The sequence below is a fragment of the Pseudomonas syringae group sp. 247E2 genome, from assembly GCF_032587795.1.
GTDB classification, from domain to species: domain Bacteria; phylum Pseudomonadota; class Gammaproteobacteria; order Pseudomonadales; family Pseudomonadaceae; genus Aquipseudomonas; species Aquipseudomonas amygdali.
In genome coordinates this window covers 298,279-317,715 of record NZ_JAWHPK010000025.1, presented here as the reverse complement: position 1 = coordinate 317,715, position 19,437 = coordinate 298,279, and the positions used below count along the sequence as shown (strand labels likewise).

18 protein-coding genes are annotated in these 19,437 nt (G+C 61.0%); 5 read left to right on the top strand and 13 right to left on the bottom strand.

Annotation, left to right across the window (positions count from 1 at the left end; genetic code table 11):
• Positions 1 to 9 precede the first annotated feature (9 nt).
• Positions 10 to 693 (top strand): ABC transporter ATP-binding protein, encoded by a 684-nt coding sequence (locus RYC18_RS21620; RefSeq protein ID WP_004664748.1) that lies wholly within the window; start codon positions 10 to 12, stop codon positions 691 to 693.
• Complete coding sequence (locus RYC18_RS21615) at positions 693 to 3,209, top strand: ABC transporter permease (protein ID WP_316886818.1); 2,517 nt, start codon at positions 693 to 695, stop codon at positions 3,207 to 3,209. Before RYC18_RS21620 ends, RYC18_RS21615 begins: the two co-directional genes overlap by 1 nt.
• Positions 3,210 to 3,246: 37 nt before the next feature.
• Here the strand turns inward: RYC18_RS21615 and greB are convergent, their stop codons facing one another.
• From greB to RYC18_RS21590, 5 genes are all read right to left on the bottom strand, one after another.
• Positions 3,247 to 3,720 (bottom strand): transcription elongation factor GreB, encoded by a 474-nt coding sequence (gene greB / locus RYC18_RS21610; protein ID WP_057433546.1) that lies wholly within the window; start codon positions 3,718 to 3,720, stop codon positions 3,247 to 3,249.
• Between the two features lie 46 nt (positions 3,721 to 3,766).
• On the bottom strand, positions 3,767 to 4,096 hold the full coding sequence (locus RYC18_RS21605) for a hypothetical protein (protein ID WP_002553011.1): 330 nt from the start codon (positions 4,094 to 4,096) through the stop codon (positions 3,767 to 3,769).
• Positions 4,097 to 4,200: 104 nt separating this feature from the next.
• Positions 4,201 to 4,509 (bottom strand): hypothetical protein, encoded by a 309-nt coding sequence (locus tag RYC18_RS21600; RefSeq protein WP_002553010.1) that lies wholly within the window; start codon positions 4,507 to 4,509, stop codon positions 4,201 to 4,203.
• A 242-nt stretch (positions 4,510 to 4,751) separates the two neighbouring features.
• On the bottom strand, positions 4,752 to 5,186 hold the full coding sequence (locus RYC18_RS21595) for a DoxX family protein (RefSeq protein WP_117139853.1): 435 nt from the start codon (positions 5,184 to 5,186) through the stop codon (positions 4,752 to 4,754).
• Positions 5,187 to 5,292: 106 nt separating this feature from the next.
• Entirely contained in the window at positions 5,293 to 6,714 is a 1,422-nt protein-coding gene (locus tag RYC18_RS21590; protein ID WP_117139854.1) for a transglycosylase SLT domain-containing protein, read from the bottom strand.
• A gap of 181 nt (positions 6,715 to 6,895) precedes the next feature.
• On the opposite strand from RYC18_RS21590, the gene RYC18_RS21585 reads away from it, so the two are divergent.
• The 3 genes from RYC18_RS21585 (at position 6,896) to RYC18_RS21575 (ending at position 9,659) form a co-directional block, all read left to right on the top strand.
• A complete protein-coding gene (locus tag RYC18_RS21585) occupies positions 6,896 to 7,732 on the top strand; it encodes a TatD family hydrolase (protein ID WP_117139855.1) in 837 nt (278 codons plus the stop codon).
• Between the two features lie 84 nt (positions 7,733 to 7,816).
• Entirely contained in the window at positions 7,817 to 9,292 is a 1,476-nt protein-coding gene (locus tag RYC18_RS21580; protein ID WP_016981045.1) for a methyl-accepting chemotaxis protein, read from the top strand.
• 124 nt (positions 9,293 to 9,416) lie between these two features.
• Complete coding sequence (locus tag RYC18_RS21575) at positions 9,417 to 9,659, top strand: hypothetical protein (RefSeq protein WP_016981044.1); 243 nt, start codon at positions 9,417 to 9,419, stop codon at positions 9,657 to 9,659.
• A 13-nt stretch (positions 9,660 to 9,672) separates the two neighbouring features.
• On the opposite strand, the gene RYC18_RS21570 is transcribed toward RYC18_RS21575, so the two are convergent.
• From RYC18_RS21570 to RYC18_RS21535, 8 genes are all read right to left on the bottom strand, one after another.
• Positions 9,673 to 10,470, bottom strand: coding sequence for a thioesterase family protein (locus RYC18_RS21570; RefSeq protein WP_316886807.1), 798 nt, complete (start codon positions 10,468 to 10,470; stop codon positions 9,673 to 9,675).
• Positions 10,471 to 10,591: 121 nt separating this feature from the next.
• Positions 10,592 to 11,353, bottom strand: coding sequence for a CHAD domain-containing protein (locus RYC18_RS21565; protein ID WP_016981042.1), 762 nt, complete (start codon positions 11,351 to 11,353; stop codon positions 10,592 to 10,594).
• A 24-nt stretch (positions 11,354 to 11,377) separates the two neighbouring features.
• The gene (locus tag RYC18_RS21560; RefSeq protein WP_046832692.1) at positions 11,378 to 13,387 is read right to left on the bottom strand and encodes a DUF3488 and DUF4129 domain-containing transglutaminase family protein; all 2,010 of its coding nucleotides are present in this window, start codon (positions 13,385 to 13,387) and stop codon (positions 11,378 to 11,380) included.
• A complete protein-coding gene (locus RYC18_RS21555) occupies positions 13,384 to 14,367 on the bottom strand; it encodes a DUF58 domain-containing protein (protein WP_039847526.1) in 984 nt (327 codons plus the stop codon). Before RYC18_RS21555 ends, RYC18_RS21560 begins: the two co-directional genes overlap by 4 nt.
• Positions 14,337 to 15,254 (bottom strand): AAA family ATPase, encoded by a 918-nt coding sequence (locus tag RYC18_RS21550; RefSeq protein ID WP_002553000.1) that lies wholly within the window; start codon positions 15,252 to 15,254, stop codon positions 14,337 to 14,339. Before RYC18_RS21550 ends, RYC18_RS21555 begins: the two co-directional genes overlap by 31 nt.
• A gap of 393 nt (positions 15,255 to 15,647) precedes the next feature.
• Positions 15,648 to 15,926 carry a hypothetical protein gene (locus tag RYC18_RS21545; protein ID WP_002552999.1) on the bottom strand — a complete coding sequence of 93 codons (279 nt, stop codon included), beginning with the start codon at positions 15,924 to 15,926 and terminating at the stop codon, positions 15,648 to 15,650.
• Between the two features lie 96 nt (positions 15,927 to 16,022).
• The gene (locus RYC18_RS21540; RefSeq protein WP_004664726.1) at positions 16,023 to 16,715 is read right to left on the bottom strand and encodes a response regulator; all 693 of its coding nucleotides are present in this window, start codon (positions 16,713 to 16,715) and stop codon (positions 16,023 to 16,025) included.
• A complete protein-coding gene (locus RYC18_RS21535; protein WP_046832708.1) occupies positions 16,712 to 19,375 on the bottom strand; it encodes a sensor histidine kinase in 2,664 nt (887 codons plus the stop codon). The genes RYC18_RS21540 and RYC18_RS21535 overlap by 4 nt, the downstream gene beginning before the upstream one ends.
• Between the last annotated feature and the right edge of the window lie 62 nt (positions 19,376 to 19,437).

Sequence of the window (19,437 nt, the reverse complement as noted above, 5' to 3'; positions counted from 1 at the left end):
GGATTCTCCATGAGTGAAAGTATTCTCAGTGCCCAAAGCCTCAGCAAAGTAGTCCCCAGCACCGAAGGTGACCTGACCATCCTGCACGAACTCTCCCTGGAACTAAACAAGGGCGACACACTGGCCATCGTCGGTGCATCCGGTTCGGGCAAATCCACCCTGCTCGGCTTGCTTGCCGGGCTTGACCTGCCCAGCTCCGGTTCGGTCATCCTCTCGGGCCGCAACCTGAGTGAGCTGGATGAAGACCAGCGCGCCAGAGTACGCGCCGAGCACGTCGGTTTTGTATTTCAGTCATTCCAGTTGCTCGACAGCCTCAATGCGCTGGAAAACGTCATGCTGCCGATGGAGCTTGAAGGCCGCAAGGACGCCCGCGAAAAGGCTCGCGACCTGCTGGAGCGCGTAGGCCTTGGCCAGCGCCTGACCCACACACCGCGTCAGTTGTCCGGAGGCGAACAACAACGTGTCGCCATCGCCCGCGCGTTTGCCGCCGACCCGGACGTACTGTTTGCCGACGAACCCACCGGCAACCTGGACAGCCACACTGGCGAGCGTATCAGCGACCTGCTGTTCGAACTGAACAAGGAGCGCAACACCACGCTGGTGCTGGTGACTCACGATGAGCGTCTGGCGCATCGCTGCCGCCGCCTGATCCGTCTTGAAGGGGGCCGACTGGTCGCCCCGCTGGAGCCTTGATGGCACGTTTGCCTTTTGCCCGTCTGCTAAGCCTCGCCGCCCGCCAACTGCTGCGCGATGCACGCGCCGGAGAGTTGCGGGTGTTGTTCTTTGCCCTTCTGGTAGCCGTGGCTGCCAGCACCGCCATCGGTTACTTCGGCGCGCGCCTGAACGGCGCAATGCTGTTGCGGGCGACCGAGTTTCTTGGCGCTGATCTGATTCTTGAGGGTTCCAGCCCGGCGCGCGCCGAGCAGGTCGAGGAAGGCAAGCGCCTGCAACTCAAGCATGCGCAGATCGTGATCTTTTCCAGCGTGATCGCCACCGATGCCGGTATCCAATTGTCCAGCATCAAAGCAGTGGATGACGTTTACCCACTGCGCGGCGAGCTTAAAAGCGCAGCGGACCTGTATCAGACCGAGCAGGCTGGCAGCGGCCCCAGGCCCGGTGAAGCCTGGGCCGAGGCACGACTGTTTCCAGCCGTTGATCTGAAGGTCGGTGATGATATCGACGTCGGCTCGAAAACCCTGAAACTGACTCGGGTACTGACGTACGAGCCAGACCGTGCGGGCAACTTCTACAGCCTGACCCCGAGGGTGATGATCAATCTCCAGGATCTCGCCGCTACCGGCGTAGTGCAACCGGGCAGCCGAGTCAGCTACCGGGAAATGTGGAGCGGCCCGCCCGAAGCGCTGGCCGCCTACCGTAAAGCCATCGAGCCGACTCTGGAACCGCATCAGGAAATCAAGGACGCCCGCGATGGCAGTCAGCAGATTGGTGGCGCGCTGGGCAAGGCTGAACGTTATCTGAATATGGCGAGCCTGGTGGCCGTACTGCTGGCGGGCGTTGCCGTGGCGCTTTCGGCATCCAGGTTTGCCGCACGGCGCTTCGATGCCAGCGCCCTGCTGCGCTGTCTGGGCCTGTCACGCGGCGAGACCATGACCCTGTTCAGCCTGCAACTGGCGATCATCGGCCTGCTGGCCAGCCTGAGCGGCGCGCTGCTGGGCTGGCTGGCGCAATTGGGGTTATTTGCACTGCTGCAAAATCTATTGCCGGCCGCCGTACCTCCGGGCGGCATTTTGCCTGCGCTGGCAGGCATGGGCACCGGGCTGGTGGCGTTGGCCGGTTTCGCCCTGCCACCGCTGGCAGCACTGGGTCGCGTGCCGCCGCTGCGCGTGCTACGCCGTGACATGCTGCCGATCCCCGCCAGCTCATGGCTGGTGTATGGCGCGGCGCTGTTCGCGCTGGGCCTGATCATGTGGCGCCTGAGCCTGGACCTGGTGCTGACCTTTGCCCTGTTGGGCGGTGGCGTCGTCGCCGCGCTGATACTGGGCAGCCTGTTGCTGCTGGCGCTTAACAGCCTGCGCCGCCTGCTGGCCGGTGCGTCGCTGCCCTGGCGGCTGGGCCTGGGGCAACTGCTGCGTTACCCGCTGGCCGCTGCCGGTCAATCTCTGGCCTTCGGCCTGATCCTGCTGTCGATGGGTTTGATCGCGCTGCTGCGCGGTGAACTGCTCGACACCTGGCAAAACCAGCTGCCCAAGGACGCACCAAACTATTTCGTGCTCAATGTGTTGCCATCAGAGAAAGAAAACTTCGCCCAGACCCTGAGCAAGCTGTCCACCCACTCGGCTCCGCTCTACCCAGTAGTGCCGGGACGTCTGACCAGCATCAACGGTGAACCGGTGGGCAACTTCGTGACCAAGGACTCGCGTGGTGAGAACGCCACTCGCCGCGACCTTAGCCTGACCTGGGCCGCCGATTTGCCCGAAGGCAATACCCTGACTGCCGGTAACTGGTGGAAGGCGCTGCCGGCCTCAGGCCAGAGCGACGCGACGCCCGGGGTATCGATCGAGACCAAGCTGGCCGAGAGCCTGAAGATCAAGCTGGGCGACCGCCTGAGCTTCATTGTCGGTGGCCTTACGCGTGAAGCCGTAGTCACCAGCCTGAGGGACGTGAACTGGGATACCTTCCAGCCCAACTTCTTCATGATCTTCCAGCCTGGCACCCTGGCTGATTTGCCCACCACTTACCTGACCAGTTTCTACTTGCCGCCTGGCCAGGATAAACAGATTGTCGAGCTGTCGCGGGCCTACCCGTCGATCAGTATTCTGGGAGTGGAGGCCTTGCTGGCGCAGGTGCGCAGTATTCTTGATCAGGTCACGCTGGCCGTGCAATTCGTGCTGCTGTTTGTTCTGGCGGCCGGTATTGCCGTGCTGTTCTCCGGGTTGCAGGCGACCCTGGACGAACGCATCCGTCAGGGCGCGCTGCTGCGTGCACTCGGCGCAGAGCGGGCACTGCTGATCAAGTCACGGCGCATCGAATTCGGTTTGCTGGGGGCTGCCAGCGGCGTGCTGGCGGCGCTGGGCTGTGAGCTGGTGAGCTTCGTGCTGTACCGCTACGCCTTCTCACTGGAATGGCAGCCGCATCCGTGGCTATTGCTGCTGCCGGTAATCGGTGCCCTACTGGTGGGTGGCGCTGGCGTATTCGGCACACGCCGCGCACTGAACGTCAGCCCGTTGACCGTACTGCGCGAGGGTTGAGCTCGACTGGCCGGACTACGACGCTGTGCGTCCGGCCTCACTGCTCATAAACAATCGAATTCACGAACCACAGCTTTTCGCCTTCCGGCGTGTTGACCAGCACCTCATCGCCCTCTTCCTTCTTCAACAAGGCGCGCGCCATGGGCGAGTCGATGGAAATGTAATCGTTGCGCCCGTAGATCTCGTCATACCCGACAATGCGAAATTTCTTGAGGTCGCCCGCTTCGTTCTCGATCTCGACCCAGGCACCGAAGAACACTCGCCCTTCCTGCTCCGGCGAATAGTGGACGACACGCATGTCTTCAAGGCGCTTGCGCAGGTAGCGCACGCGCCGGTCGATCTCGCGCAGCAGTTTCTTGTTGTACTGGTAATCCGCGTTCTCGCTGCGATCACCCAACGACGCTGCCCAGGCGACCTTTTGAGTAATGTCAGGCCGGTGCTCTCGCCACAGGTAATCGAGTTCTTTCTTCAGGGCTTCATGCCCGCCCCTGGTGATGATCTTTGTACTCAAGACGTTTCTCCAGCCCTGCAAAAATCAGTTCGACAGGCATAAAAAGTCAGCGACGCGCCACCTCATGCTGGATGCAGCCGTCGTAATACACCTTGCTGACAGCATCAGGCTTCAAACGCGACTCGCTGTCGTAGGTCTGCTCGGTGATACGCAATGCCATGGGTCGCATCCACTGTTTGGCGAACTTGCGCGCCTGCAGCTTTTGCCGCGCCCCGTAACGGGTAACGCCTGACAGCTTGGAAGCCTGCGCACCACCGGCAATGGTCGAGCCCCAGCGACAAAGATAACGCTCGTTCTCCGTCGCGTTTCTGGCCTGAACGGAAAAAGCCAGCCCGGAAAGCGTCAGGCACGCCAGAGCACAATAGACCAAACGCATGCGAAAACCACCTAATCCTTTGATAAGGCGGCGATTTTGCCTGTCAGTTCACAGGCCGGGGGCCAGCAATATGCCTTCTATGCCAATTGAATACGTCCGCTGTTTCAACCCAGCGTAATCAGGCCCTGACGGGCTATACGCGTCAGGTCACAAATGAGCTGCTCGACGTCGTCAGCCTGCGGCGATTGCACCACCGCCAGGTCGAACTCATCGTTGCCAAAGTGGCTCAACGACGAGTTCGTATCGACAAACTGAATTAGAAACGCACAGTTACCAGCGCCCCGACGAGGCCAGCCATCGAGATAGCGCAACAGCGTAGGCTGATGAGAGCCGCTCAGAAGGATTTTCGGGTTCTTGCGTGACAAGACCGTGCTGATAGGGGAAAGACGAATGAGGGGGCGCAGGTTGTTCATGGTTATATCTCTGCCTCGCAAGATCCGCTGGGCAGCGGTGAGAGGCAACACCGAACCAACGTTTTAGCGGTATTTCGACAAGACCTGAGCCTTGCCAGGCGCCCCGCAAGTAGTTGTTAAATCGGCGCTTGAGCACGCATCCTAGAGAAACGCCCCATTCATTGTCAATCGTCATCCGTGACGCGAGCCTGCAAACGCACAAGGCCCGCCAGAAGCGGGCCTTGCAGGACAAGCATAGCCGGTTATCGGGAGATGACGCGGTCCAGCGACAACTTGCCTGCACCTTCAATAAGCACTGCCAGAGCGCCGCCGAGCAACGCCAGCGCATACTCATAACCGTTATTGGCCATGAAGAAACCGTTATGGATATGCACGGTAAAGATCGCTACCAGCAACAACAGGATCACCACTACCGCAGCCGGACGAGCCAGCAGCCCCAACAGCAGGCCCAGACCGCCAAAGAACTCGGCGCTGCCAGACATCAGCGCCATCAGATAACCCGGTGTCAGGCCCAGGCCTTCCATGTACTGCGCAGTGCCTTCCAGGCCATAACCGCCGAAGGCCCCGAACAGCTTCTGACTACCGTGAGCGATAAAGGCAATACCGACAATAACGCGCAACAGGGTAAGGCCGTAACCGGCGCGAGTGCTGAGAACCGATTTGATCATTGTGTTCATGTGGGTAATTTCCGGGATTGATTAAGTGAACGTGGCGCCATCATAATCAAATTTACTTATGTGAAAACCGCAAATAACAGCACGTAACAATCCAATAAATCGATGATTAGCGTTTTACGGCGGTTTTCGGCCCACTCTTTTCCAGCGAGTCTCGCTCGCGATCAAATGCCAGGTAATACTTGTTCACGCTGTTGACGAACGCGACGACGTTGGCACCGCCCTGCTCCATTGCCACGCGCTCGGTCTGGAAAAACCACTGATCTGGATTGAGCCCCCGCCGCCGCGCTTCCTCGCGCATGCCTTGCACACGCTCCGGCCCCAGGTTGTAGGCGGCCATCACAAACGCCATACGCTCGCGCTCGTTGACTCGGCTGCTGGAGAAATACTTGCGCTGGATCAGCGCCATGTAACGCGAACCTGCACGGACGTTGTCGTCAGCGCTTTGAATGCTCGGCACCCCGACGCTTTTTGCCGCCGACGGAGTGATCTGCAACAGCCCTGTCGCGCCGCCACTGCCCTTGGCCGCCGGGTCGAGCTTCGACTCCTTGAACGCCAGGGCAGCGAGGTCCAGCCAGTCCATACCCTGCGCATCGGCGTGGCGTTGCAGCATCGGACGCAGTTGCTCAAGACGTTGCAGGTTGTTGCGTACCAGCGGGTTGTTGACCTTGTAGGTGTTTTTGTAAGCCTTGGCGAGCACCTGATCCTGCTGAGCCGAAGGTTTATAGCCTTTGAGGAAATCATCGACACTGGCCCGCAGCTGGGTTGCGTTGTCGCGTACAAACCAGCTGATGTCGCCGTGGGTCTGCAAGGTAAGGCCGCGCTCGATACGCAGCTTGGGCATGATCTTCGCCCAACGCTCGGCAATAGGCTGCTCGACCAGTGTCATCGGGTAAATACCGGCCTGGACCATCTCCAGCACATCTTCGACTGCCAGGCTAGGGTCGACCCATTCGATCTTGGCCAGCGGCAGCTTGCGCAGCTCCAGTTGCCGATTGACCTGATGCAGGGCCTCGTCGGCCGCGCTGCCGGTGGGCAGGCTCAGTGTATGTCCCGACAGTTGCTCCACACGCCGTACGTTGCGCTGGCCACGCGTGCCGACCAGCACCAGAGGCACATCATGAATGATCGGCGCACTGGCCTGAACACCTTTGGCTTCGCTGACATCAAGCAGTTCGCCAGGCGCGATCATATCGCCTTCGCCGCGCTGCAACGCTGTCAGTAACTGGTTCTTGGCCTTGGGTATGACTTTGAGTGTGACCTTCTGAGCGCCGCGCGAATGGCTGTTGAGGTACTGTTCGAAGGCTTGCAGGCGATGATATTCGATGCCGATTTCCTGACCCTTGACGTCACCGGAGCTGTTGCGGCTTTGATTGACCAGCACGCGCAGCACCTTGCTGCTGCGAATGGCAGGCAGATCGCGCACCTGCGCGTTGTGCTGCACGGCCTGTGGGCCAGTCTGACGAGCAGAAACCTGCAGCGGCAGCAGCGCCAACAGACACATAAAAGACACAAGCGCGGATCGGATCATTCACTTCCCCAGGGCAACGCCGGAAAAAAAACAGGAAAAAGGAAATCTTGAGGTCACGCAGCAGCATCGAACAGCGAAGGAAATCGTTGAACCATCCGGCTCAATCGCTTGAATACCCAGCGTTTTCTTATTGTGGCCGGAGCTCTGGTATGCTCGACAGCCTTCAGCTGGAGGTAGCACCATGCAACTCATCGACATCGGCGTCAATCTGACCAACGCAAGCTTCGCCTCGCAACGACAGGCGGTACTCGATCGCGCCTATGCCGCACGCGTCGAGCAACTGGTGGTGACCGGCACCAGCGTCGAGGGCAGCGAACACGCCTTGCAGCTGTGTCACGAACTGGATGAAAGCGCGCAACGCCTGTTCTGCACGGCAGGCATCCACCCGCACTCGGCGAGCGATTGGACCGGTGACACCGAGAAACAGTTGCATGCGCTGCTCAAGGAAAATCGCGTTCGCGCCGTGGGTGAATGCGGCCTGGATTTCAATCGCGACTTCTCGCCTCGTCCGCAGCAGGAAAAGGTTCTTGAAGCGCACCTGGCCATGGCGGTGGAACTGCAATTGCCGGTGTTTCTGCATGAACGTGACGCCAACCAGCGCCTACTGGAGATTCTGCGTGACTACCGCGACCGTCTGCCGGCTGCGGTGGTGCACTGCTTTACTGGCGAACGCGCCGCGCTGTTCAGTTATCTGGACCTCGACCTGCACATCGGTATCACCGGCTGGATCTGCGATGAGCGACGCGGCACGCATCTGCACCCGCTGGTGGGCAATATTCCTCGCGGCCGGCTGATGCTGGAAAGCGATGCGCCTTATCTTCTGCCACGCAGCCTGCGCCCGAAGCCGAAAAATGGCCGCAACGAACCCGCTTACCTACCGGAAGTCTTGCGCGAAGTGGCTTTGCATCGAGGCGAAAGCCAGGAAGATCTCGCCCGTCACAGCACGGCCTGCGCGCGTGAGTTTTTCGATTTACCCACACTGGAACAGATAACCGGCGAAAATCTGCAGCTTCCTTGACCCGCATCAAGGGTCTCTTTGATGGCTGAGGCATCGTGATGGCATCTTGCTGCTACCTCACACGACCATCAAAGAAGACCGCTCATGGGCTCATGGCTTGGCAACCTGTCACTGAAATATAAATTCTGGGCCGTGAATGCGGTCGCCTTCGTCACAACCCTGTTGCTGGTGCTTTACGCCATGCAAGCAGAACAGCAGGCACGAGTAGATACGTCACGTCAGGCAGCGCAAGCTCAGGCCCGCTTGCTGGCCGCGTGGCCTGCCGACGCAGTGCTGCCCGCCAGTGATACGTTGCTGACTTACAACAAAGGTCAGACACCGACCTTCAATACCCTCGCGCTGCCGGAACTGGCAGACGCCCGCGACTGGGTTGCGCTGAATAAACCAGCCAACGACAGACTGCTGAGCGGTGCGCAGATCTTCACCCGTAGCACCGGCCAGCAGGTCGCGGTGCTGGCTTTTGCTCCGACCTTCCTGCAGGTATTTCAAGATCGCTTCAGCCATTACGCAGCCGCGGTTTTCGTGCTGATGCTGTTGATGCTCTGCGCCTCGCAACTGCTGATCCGTTTTCTGCTCAGCCAGCTCAACGCGCTCAAGGATGTGATGCTGCACGTCGAAAAAAGCGGCGATCTGGCGGCCCGCGTGCCTAACCGCAGTGACGATGAGGTCGGGCAGATGGCCAAGGCGTTCAATGCCATGCAGGCCGGGTATCAGCGGGTGGTCAATACAGTTTCGCAAACCGCAGGCCGACTCGATCAGGGTGCCGCGCATCTGGCTGCGGGCATGAAGGATGTGCGCCAGGGCATGCTCGGTCAGCAAAGCGAAACCGATCAGGTAGCCACGGCAATCAACGAGATGACCGCCACGGTCCATCACATTGCCCAGCACGCCACGGCCACACGCGACCAGTCGCAGACCGCCGACGCGTTGGCGGGCAGTGGCAAGGAAGTGGTCGACCGCGTGCAGGTATCCATCGCCGGGCTCTCCAGCGGCGTGCAACAGACCGCCGAAATGATCCAGCGCATGGCCCAGGACAGCCAGAAGATCAACGGCGTGGTCAACGTGATCCACAGCATTGCCGAACAGACCAACCTGCTGGCCCTGAATGCCGCCATCGAAGCCGCACGCGCCGGGGAAATGGGTCGCGGCTTTGCCGTGGTAGCCGACGAAGTGCGCAATCTGGCCAAACGGGTGCAGACCTCGACCGATGAAATCACCACAATGGTTTCGACCCTGCAAAGCGGCACCCGCGATGCGGTGGATTTCATGCAGGAAAGCTCGTACAAGGCCGATGAATGCGTGCAGCAGGCCAAGGAAGCGGGCGAAGCGCTGGCGGCCATTGCCGGTGCCGTGGCACAGATGCGCGAAAGCAATACGCAGATTGCCGTCGCCGCGCAGCAGCAAAGTCAGGTGGCCGAGGAAATGAACCGTGCGGTGGTGAGTATCCGCGATGTCACCGAACGCACGGTGGTGCAGACCGTGGACTCGGCCAGCACCAGTGACGAACTCGCCACGCTGGCGGGCGAGCTGAATGCTGCGATCGGCCAGCTCAAGTTGTAACAGACTATCGCGGCGATAGACACGCTTGAATCGTCAGCGATCGGCAGGCGGGCCTATGCTTCAGGCATTGAACGGCGCTTTACGCGTTGCCCTGAACAAGCGCTAACCTTAAGAGGACCGCCGCATGAACAAGCCACTTTCCGATCTGCAGCTCAATCAATGGCGTGACAGCAACGACAATCAGGAGCACTCGGCCAGCCTGGCCATGTACCTGATTGCCGTACCATTGTTCATTCTGGCGGCCCTGCTGATACTCAACGGCCTGTTCTCCGAGAGCCTGCCATCGATTGCCATCGGTGTGATCGGCCTGCTGGCTGCGCTGGGTTTTCAGCGCAAGGACGCTGCCCGCTCCGCCCGGAAATATTGACCTGCCTTGTCAGTCAGCCAAACACCGTCACCGTCTGGCGGCTGATTGCGATCAGTTCGCCGTCGGGGCTCCACAACGCTGCTGCGGTGTGACCATAGCCATCCCGGGCGTGTTCGATGACTGCGCGATAACTGCACCATTGCAGCGTATCGAGCACCGGCTGTGGCTGGACGAATTCGATGGTCCAGGTCAGCGAACTGCCCGGTGCGGGCTTGTTGAGGTGCGGCAATACCGCAGGCGGCCAGGTGTCGACCAGCGCCAGAATATGGGCCTCGCTCATGGGGCTGGCATGCGCCTCATCACGAAAACGCACATGACCACCAATTGCCGGTGACGGGGTATTGCTGAATGGCATGCCGCCCAGCGCCCAACGAATGTCCATGAAACGCAAGTAGTCGGGCATCACGCCCTTGGCAAAAGGCAGCTCCGGGCATTGTTCTACCGGCTTGAGCACTGGCGCGGCCTCTGCTGCAACCGCAATCATCGACTCACGGGGTGCGCCGAAGCTGCCTTGTATCAGGGTCATCACCTGACCGTTCTGCATGGCGCGCCCCGACAACTGACTGACAGCCTTGCCGTGACGCAGAATTTCAACGTCAAAGGCAATCGGTACGCCCGGCTCGGCCGGCCCGACAAAGGTAATCGCCAGCGAGCGAACCGGGCGCCCTTCCGGCACCTCGGCACGCATCGCTTCATAGGTCAGCGCCGCCATCAACCCGCCAAAGCAGGCGCGCCCCTGGGACCATTCGGCAGGGATCGTGACAGCACGCGGGTCGCGACGCACCGCATCGATCAATTCGGAAAAGGTCATGCTTACTCCAGCAAGTCGACACACAAGTGGATGGATGATAACCATCCTCTTAGTCAACGACATGCCGCATATTGGCCATTATTGCGGCCCGAATGACCTATTTCATAAAAAAGCCACTGCCTTAGAAACAGGCCTTGGCCAGCCGCTTGAGCGACGCCTCGGCCTTGCGCTCGGCACGCACGATGCCGATCTGCCAACCCGCAATGCACGGCGCCAGATCCGGCTGCTCTGCAGCCTGCGCCAGCCATTGCAAATGATCATGCCAGTCGCCCAGCTCGCCTTGTGCGGCCTTGAGCCGGGCCTGCATGTTTTTCGGCTGGTGGCTGAGTTCCGGGTACGCTTCGGCGGCGTAACGCACGCGTTTGATCAACAGGCGCAGGTCATGCCGATCATGCCCAGGCTCGGCGATGGCCACACGTAGCTTGCTCCATTGTTTGTCCATACGCTTTTCGATGGTCTTGCGCAGGCCGCGCAACATTCCCTGACGCTGTTGCAAACGCAGTAGCTCCGGGAATTGGTCGATCAGCTTGAGCAGGCGGCTCAGTTCAGGCGACGTCGCAACCCTGGGGCAGGCATTTCCCAAGTACTGGTTGCGCTTGAAAGCGGCCTCGTTCAGGCCCTGCTCTTCGAGAAACGCGGCGAGCACCTGCATGTCACGCAAAGGCGTGGTCAGTTGCCCTACCGCTTTTGCGGCCTCTTCCAGTTCTGCGGCAGCCGGGTTTTCCCGCAGGGGCCGCAGTACGCTACGCAGACGACGCACGGTGGTACGCAAATCATGCAGCGCTTCGCTGTCCGTCGAAACCGCAAGGCGTGCCTGGCACGCGAGCAATTTGACATCCAGCGCCAGCACCTCGGCCACCAGATGATCCACCATTGAAGACATGCAATTCCCCTTCGACACACTCATTCATGAATGCCTGTCCCTGACGGCTGACAACCTCCATGGCAGACGACGACGCAACGTGCTCAATGCATGCCTCAAGCGGCTGGCCGAAGCAAGCCGCCCGGCATAGCGCTGCGCCTGAAATTCGCGGATGAAAGCTTCGATGGCCTCGGCATGCTGCGGAAAATACAGCACCGCTCTGCGGCAGAATGCGTCAGCGCCTTCACCCGGCATACGACGCAGACCATGACGGGCGAGCAAGCGTTCAAATGCGTTGAACACCCGCAGTTGCGAGTCGCTTTCGCGTTGCCAGGGTTTGAACAGCCATAACGCTACCAGCCCCAGTGAAAACAGGGTTCCCAGGACGAAAACCGGCGCCTGGAAGCCAGAAAACCAACGGCCGAGAATTTGTAACTGCTGTTGTCCCTGATAGCCCAGCACCCAGCGCTGCCAGCCATAGTTGAGGTTGTCCCAGCTCAGGCGTATGGCGTTGACCCAAGGCACATTGCGATAGCGTAACGCTGAATAGGGCGAGTCCTGCAGAAAGGCTTCGTCTGCTGCCAGCGCTTGCTCCAAGCCCTGTTCGATACGCTGCGGTGCAACTGCTGCGGTGGGGTCGACACTGAGCCAGCCGATACCCGGCTGCCAGTATTCGACCCACGCATGCGCGTCGAACTGGCGCACGGTCAGGTAGTGCCCGTCGGGGTTCAGTTCGCCGCCTTGATACCCGGCCACGACACGCGCCGGAATACCCGCAGCGCGCAGCACAAAAGTCATTGCGCCGGCGTAGTGGGCGCAAAAACCCTGACGACTCGCAAACAGAAACTCATCAATGCTGTCATTGCCCAACGGTGCGGGCTTGAGGGTGTAGTGAAACGGCTGGTCGCTGAAATAACCCAGCATCGCGGCGACCATCGCATCCGCCGTAGTGTAGCGACGGCGCAGTTCAGCCGCCCACTGCCGGGCCTGATCATTCCCCTTGGCGGGCAATTGCAGGTTTTGGCGCTGGACCTGTTCGCTGGATTGCGGGTCGCGAATACTCAGCGGCCAGGAATTGACGGCATATAACAGCGATTGCTCGACGGGACGCCGGCGTTGCAGGCGGAAGTCGCTCATCTGCCGAACGTCCGGCAACGTGGTCTCGGCCACGTCGAGGCTCGGCAACCAGGGCCGACCGCTGGCTTCCATGACAATGCTGTAAGCCAGTGGATCGCCGCGCTTTTCCCACTGCGGGATCTGCACGGTCTGGGCACGTGCCGACTGTGACCAGCGCCGCCCATCGAACTGCTCAAGGGTCAGACCGCGCCAGTACAACTGATTACGCGCCGGTATCGGCCCTTCAAAACTGGCCCGAAATACCAGTGCCGGCGACTTGCTCAGCTCGGCCATGTCGCCCGGTGCCATGTTGTCGGACAGCCCAGTGACGCCCTTGTTGCTCGGTTGCGGCAACGACCAAAGCGGGTCCAGACGTGGAAAAAACAGAAACAGCACAAGCATCAACGGCACAGCCTGCGCCATCAGCTTGAACGCCAGCTTGAGCGTATCGGTTGATCTGCCAGCCAGATCCGCGTGCTGCAGACCAATCAACGCGGCCAGCAGCGCGCCGATCGGCAGCAGGCTGAAAAGCGCCCATAGCAGGTTGTCTTCAAACAGATAGCCGACCGCCACGCAAAAGAAACCGAGGAAGATCAGCACCCGAGCGTCGCGATGGTTGTTCATTTCCAGCATTTTCAGAACGAATGCCGCAACCAGTAAAGCCGCACCGGCGTCCAGCCCGACAAGGCTGCCACGCGCCAGATATACGCCACCGGCAGTGCCCACCAGCAACCCTGACTTGATCCATGTGCCGGGCAGCCGCGCGCGCATCCGGAACACCTGAACCCGCCAGCATGTGCAGCCCAGCCACAGAAGCGTGATCGATACCGGCACGTGCAGCGCGAACGGCAACACGACCAATGCCTGCGCCAATAGCAGCCAGGTAAGGCTGACACGCGGAATGGGTGCGGCTGCGAGCGCCTTATTCTTGTCACTCATGATCGATGACCATAAAGCGCCAAAGCGCGCAGGCAGGCTTCACGGTGCGCATCACCGCTGTCGACCGTGGACAGAAAACCTGGCAGGCGCAAGGCAAACGGCTGACGACGCTGGGACAGCTCCAGTACCCAATAACACAGGCGCGACAAACGCTCCTCGATATCGCCGCCCAGCGCCATGAAGTCCAGGCACAGATCGTGGCCGCTCAAATCAGTGAAATCCTTGACCAGCAACCCCTGACCACGGGAGTAGGCTTTCCAGTGCAGACGACTGAGGTTATCGCCCGGCTGGTAGCTGCGCAGCCCCTGATAATCATCGACACCGGCACCCTGAGTGGCCTGACCGTCGTCCTCGGCGTGGGGCTGCACGCCTTTTAGCAGCGGCATGGCACCCGACAGTGGCCGCGGATAGATCAAGGCGCTCTGCTCCAGATCCAGCCAGCTCCAGGCGCGGAAAATGCCCAGCGGAAACACACTCTCGACCCGCAGCCTTGGCGCATGCAGCCAGCCGCGCTTTTCGGCAGGCAGGGTCAGTTCCACATCGGTCAGCCCGCGAGGCAGTACATCGCCGGATTGCAGAGCTGTCGCAGTCCAACCCACGCCCAAGGCGTGGTGGGCCTGGCTGGCACTTTCCAGGCGCAGGCGCAATTGCACCGGTTCGCCGACAAACACTGAACGCGCCACACCCGCACTGAGAATCAGGCCGCTGACGTTGCGATACGTGTGCAAAATGGCCAGCACGCCAATCGACAACAACAGAAAGGTCAGCCCGTAGGCCAGGCTGTTTTGATAATTGATCGCCACCAGCAGCATGAGCACGATCACGACCGCAAAGGTCATGCCGGTGCGCGTCGGCATGATGAAGATGCGTCGATGGTCGAGCGTGATGCGTGACGCCGGAGGAATTCGTCTTGCCAGCCAGCGTTGCCAAAACGGTTTGAGCGGCTCGATCAAAGCACCGGCACCTCGCGCAATAACCACTGCACCAGCGCCCCGCCGCCATGCCCGGTCGGGTCGCTGCGCTCGCGCAGCCGATGGCCGACCACCGACGGCAATACCGCCTGCACATCCTCGGGAATGACGTAATCACGCCCCAGCAACATCGCCCAGGCCCGCGCTGCGGCCAGAATCGCCAGGCTCGCCCTGGGCGACAGTCCATAGGCGAATTGCGGCTGGCTGCGGGTTGCCTCGACCAGTCGCAGCACATAGTCGACCAGCGCATCGCTGGCCCGCAACTGCCGCGCATGCGCTTGCAACTGGCCAAGCATGGCGTGGTCCAGAATCGGCTGCAGGCGCGGTAAAAGTTCGCGGCGTGACTCGCCAAGCAGCAGCGCTTTCTCCGCCGCTCTCGCCGGATAGCCCATGGAGATGCGCATCAGGAACCTGTCCAACTGAGACTCGGGCAAGGCAAAGGTGCCACCGGAACTGAACGGGTTCTGAGTCGCAATCACGAAGAATGGATCGGGCAACAGACGTGTCGCGCCCTCGATGGAGACCTGCCCTTCTTCCATGGCTTCCAGCAACGCGCTCTGGCTCTTGGGCGTGGCGCGGTTGATTTCGTCGGCCAGCACCAGTTCGGCGAAGATCGGCCCGGGATGAAAGGTGAATTGCCCGCTGTCCCGATCAAATACCGAAGTCCCCAGGATGTCACCCGGTAGCAGGTCGGACGTGAACTGAATGCGCTGATAACTCAGGCCCAGAATTTTCGCCAGCGCATGGCTGAGCGTGGTCTTGCCCATCCCCGGCAAGTCTTCGATCAGCAAATGCCCGCCGCCGATCAGGCAGGTCATCGCCAGCCGTACCTGCACTTCCTTGCCCAGTACCACTTCATTGATGGCGCTCAGGCATGCATCGAGTTTTCTACCCATCGAAAGCCCCTTCCGGCAACTGCTTAATGACTGTGGGACTGCAAGCGATGCTAGTGTCCGAACACTTTAAGATGAGCGTAGGCCGTTTCGCTAGAGTCGGTAGGGATTTGATGTGATGCGAGCATACGGAGCGAGAGGTATCTGGACAAACACTGTGCGGAACGGGCGACGGTTCGCTAGTCCGCGAAGGCGATGTTGAGAGCGATATATCTCCTGCGAATTTAAGGCCCTTTTCGCGGACAAGTCCGCTCCCACGACTTGAACTATCGTAAGACGCTCCGCGTAAGCATGCCGTTTGCGGCTTTTGATTATCGTGCGACGCTCCGCGTCGGCATGCCGTTCTGGACGCTCTGCGTCCACGATGGCATGTACAACGCGGTGCAGGCTCAGCTATCAACGGCCAGCGCGGGACTCGCGGATGTAGAAGCGGGCTTTTTCGGCTTTTTCGGTGCAGCCTTCAAATGCTTCGAACTGTTGCTGGGTCTTGGCACCGGTCAGCAGCGACAGGGCCTTGGAGTAACTGACGGTGCCGGCGAAGCCTTCGGCCTTGGCCAGATCAAGCTCGTGCCAGGCAGCGTCTATCTGGGTGGCGCAGCTGTCTCGATACCCGGTCTTGCCAGCGCAACCTGCAAGAACCAAGACAAGCAATGGCAGACAGATAAAGGCTTTCATGGGGGTGTTACCTCAGGAGTGAATATGGAGTGTGCGGCTTTGACGGTTCGATGCAGTAAAAGTGCCTTGCCACGGGGGTATGGTCGCTTTTTTCATCTAGTGGTCGGCCAGCAGACGATACCCTATTCCAGGCTCGGTGAGGATGAACCTCGGGGCGGTCGGATCGTCTGCCAGTTTCTGACGCAAATGCCCGACCACAATGCGCAGGTAGTGGCTGTCATCGGTGTGGGTAGGCCCCCAGATATCCTTGAGCAACTGCTGCTGGGTAATGACCCGCCCAGGGTGGCGTGCCAACTGCGCCAGCACCGCGTATTCCTTGCGGGTCAGCGCCACTTCCTGACCATCGAGCAGCACCCGGCGATAGGCCAGGTCGACGGTCAGCGGACCGAATTGAAGGGCCGACTCCGGCTTGTCGCTACCGGAAACCTGCCTGAGCAGCGCTCTGATTCTGGCCAGAAACTCCTGAATGCCGAACGGTTTGGTCACGTAGTCGTTGGCCCCGGCGTCCAGCGCCTGGACTTTCTGTGCTTCGCTGGCGCGTACCGAAAGCACCAGTACCGGCACCGCTGACCACTCGCGAAACTCGCTGAGCACTTGCTGACCGTCCATGTCCGGCAAGCCAAGATCAAGCACCAGCAAATCCGGCTTGTTCAATGCCGCCTGGGTCAGGCCATCCCCGCCTGTGGCCGCTTCGAGCACCTTGTAGCCCTGAGACACCAGACTGATGCGCAAAAATTTGCGAATCTGCGGCTCGTCATCGATGACCAGAATGGTCGCCGCCTGGCTCAAGCTGACTCCTCCATTTCCACATCGGGCTGCGCCTGCAACGGCAGGAACAAGGTGATGCGCGTACCCTGCCCGTCAATGCCTTCCTCGACGCTGAGACGTCCACCATGCGCGCCAATCATGCCCTGACAGATCGCCAGCCCCAGGCCCGTGCCCTGCCCGCCCCGATCACCGCGGGCTGCGGTATAGAACATGTCGAAAATCTTCGCCCGTTCATCCTCCGGAATGCCCGGCCCTTCATCACTGACCGAGAAGAACAGCTCACTGTCGAGCACACCCGCCGCCACCTGCAAGCGCCCGTCGACAGGTGAAAAGCGTGCAGCATTTTCCAGCACATTGACCAGCGCCTGCTCGATCAGCGCCGCATGCACGTACAGCAATGGCAGCTCGCCGGTCACCTGGGTGCTGACCTGCAAGGGTGCCAGCACGGCGCGCAGCCGGTTGAGCGCACTGCCGACGATATCGGCAGGCGACACCCAGTCTCGTGCAAGTTTCAGCGCGCCATGCCCCAGGCGCGTCATGTCCAGCAGGTTCTGGATATACCGATCCAGACGTTCGGCTTCGTCGCGTGTACCTTCCAGCAGCTCGCGGCGATCCTCCAGCGGGATGGCTTCGCCCAGCGCCAGCAGGCTGTCGATGCTGCCGCGCATGGACGTCAGTGGCGTGCGCAAGTCGTGGGACACAGAGGCCAGCAAGGCGCTGCGCAATTGCTCGGTTTCACCATGCAGACGCGCGGCTTCAAGCTCTTGCGCCAGTTGTGCGCGAGCCAGCGCCTGCGCCAGCGGCTGAGTCAGCGCCGCCAGCAGACGCCGGTGTTGCGCGGTGAACGACTGGCCTTCACGCGCACTGACACCCAGCAGGGCCAGTGGCCCTTCTTCCGCGGTAATCGGCCACCACCACCAGCGCCCGGACGGTAGCGTGCCGGTGCCGCTGCCAGCCGGTTGATCGTGCTGCCAGGCCCAGTCGGCGGCGGCACGTTCGGCTTCCGAGAAGGTCAGCGGCCCACCAGTCTCAACAACCAAACCGCCCTGACCGTCACGATCAACCAGGCACAGATACAATTCCTTCCAGCCGGAAAAATGCTGTTCGGCGGCATTGAGCACCGCTTTGCGATCCGTGGCAGCGGTCATCTTGCGCGACAGGTCGAGCAGTTCGCTGGTCTGTTCCTGAGTATCACGCAACGCCTGCAACTGCCTGCGCTGGCGCGCCGCGAGCTTGCCGGTCAGCGCCGACATCAGCAGGAAGAACAGCAGCGTCAGCACGTCTTCTTCGCGCTGGATGTTCAGGGAAAAACTCGGTGGAATGAACAGAAAGTCATAGGCCAGAAATGACAGCCCGGCACACGCCAGCGCCGGTCCCATGCTGCTGCGCACCGCAACCAGTAACACCGCCGCGAGAAAGATCAGGGAAATGTTGGGCAGCGCCAGCACGCCCGACACACCCCAGGCGACCAGACTGGCAAGCAGCGTGGCCACAAAGGCCAGGCCGTAATCGAACCACACCACTTCGCGCGCCGGGCGTGCGCGGGGCGGTTGATCGGGTAGCTCTTCACTGTCGTCGAGCACCGAGATTTCCAACCCGTGCCCTTCACGCAGCAAACGTGCGGCAACGCCGCCGCCAAACACCCGGCGACGCCAGTGCCGACGCGACTGGCCGACCAGCACCACGCTGGCACGCCGTTCGATGGCATGCTGCACCAGTGTTCTGGCAACCTCTCCGGCACGTAATGAAACCGCCTCGCCACCCAGCCGCTCGGCCAGTTGCTGAGCGCTTTGCAGGCGCGCGCGGGACTGCTCGTCGAGGGTTTGCCCGTCGTCCACATGCACGGCGCTCCACGGCAGGTGGCGACGCTGAGCAACCCGACTGGCGTGACGCACCAGGCGCTCGGCATGGGTATCACCGTCGATGCCCACCAGCATCCGCCCACGAACTGCCGGAGCCGACTGGCCCAATTGCCGGTAGCCCTGCGCCAGATCGTTATCGACCTGCGCCGCAGCGGTCTGCATGGCCATTTCGCGCAGCGCAGTGAGATTGGTTTGCGTGAAGAAAGCGTCGATGGCCGCGCGCGCCTGCTCAGGCACGTACACCTTGCCGTCGCGCAGGCGCTCCAGCAGTTCGCGCGGCGGCAGGTCGATCAGCACCAGGTCGAAAGCTTCCTGCAACACCCAGTCCGGCAGCGTTTCACGCACCTGCACCCCGGTGATACCGCGCACCTGATCATTAAGGCTTTCCAGGTGCTGGACGTTGACCGTGGTGTAGACGTCGATGCCGGCAGCGAGCAGTTCCTGAATGTCCTGCCAACGCTTGGTATGCCGACTGCCGGGCGCATTGGTGTGCGCCAGCTCGTCGACCAGCACCAAAGCCGGTGCCGCCTTGAGCAAGGCATCAAGGTCCATTTCTTCGAGGGTCATGCCGCGGTATTCGGTGCGCAGCAAGGGCTGTTGCGGCACGCCATTGAGCAGCGCTTCGGTTTCCGCACGGCCGTGGGTTTCCACCACGCCCGCCACGACCCTGACGCCCTGACGCAACTGCGCATGGGCCGCCTGAAGCATGGCGTAGGTTTTGCCCACGCCCGGCGCGGCGCCGAGAAAAACCTTCAGCCGCCCGCGCCCTTCGCGGGGCAGCTGGGCCAGCAGTGCATCAGCTCGACCGGAATCACTCACCTTGGTTACCACCCCTCTCTAATCATCTACAGCTTAGTGAATCTGCTGCGAACACGGCGCAC

Coding starts and splice junctions, on each gene's coding strand:
- RYC18_RS21550 (WP_002553000.1), bottom strand. CDS start 15,254: ATGGGTAGAAAACTCGATGCATGCCTGAGCGCCATCAATGAAGTGGTA.
- RYC18_RS21620 (WP_004664748.1), top strand. CDS start 10: ATGAGTGAAAGTATTCTCAGTGCCCAAAGCCTCAGCAAAGTAGTCCCC.
- RYC18_RS21605 (WP_002553011.1), bottom strand. CDS start 4,096: ATGCGTTTGGTCTATTGTGCTCTGGCGTGCCTGACGCTTTCCGGGCTG.
- RYC18_RS21580 (WP_016981045.1), top strand. CDS start 7,817: ATGGGCTCATGGCTTGGCAACCTGTCACTGAAATATAAATTCTGGGCC.
- RYC18_RS21590 (WP_117139854.1), bottom strand. CDS start 6,714: ATGATCCGATCCGCGCTTGTGTCTTTTATGTGTCTGTTGGCGCTGCTG.
- RYC18_RS21565 (WP_016981042.1), bottom strand. CDS start 11,353: ATGTCTTCAATGGTGGATCATCTGGTGGCCGAGGTGCTGGCGCTGGAT.
- RYC18_RS21585 (WP_117139855.1), top strand. CDS start 6,896: ATGCAACTCATCGACATCGGCGTCAATCTGACCAACGCAAGCTTCGCC.
- RYC18_RS21545 (WP_002552999.1), bottom strand. CDS start 15,926: ATGAAAGCCTTTATCTGTCTGCCATTGCTTGTCTTGGTTCTTGCAGGT.
- RYC18_RS21570 (WP_316886807.1), bottom strand. CDS start 10,470: ATGACCTTTTCCGAATTGATCGATGCGGTGCGTCGCGACCCGCGTGCT.
- RYC18_RS21560 (WP_046832692.1), bottom strand. CDS start 13,387: ATGAGTGACAAGAATAAGGCGCTCGCAGCCGCACCCATTCCGCGTGTC.
- RYC18_RS21615 (WP_316886818.1), top strand. CDS start 693: ATGGCACGTTTGCCTTTTGCCCGTCTGCTAAGCCTCGCCGCCCGCCAA.
- RYC18_RS21575 (WP_016981044.1), top strand. CDS start 9,417: ATGAACAAGCCACTTTCCGATCTGCAGCTCAATCAATGGCGTGACAGC.
- RYC18_RS21600 (WP_002553010.1), bottom strand. CDS start 4,509: ATGAACAACCTGCGCCCCCTCATTCGTCTTTCCCCTATCAGCACGGTC.
- RYC18_RS21595 (WP_117139853.1), bottom strand. CDS start 5,186: ATGAACACAATGATCAAATCGGTTCTCAGCACTCGCGCCGGTTACGGC.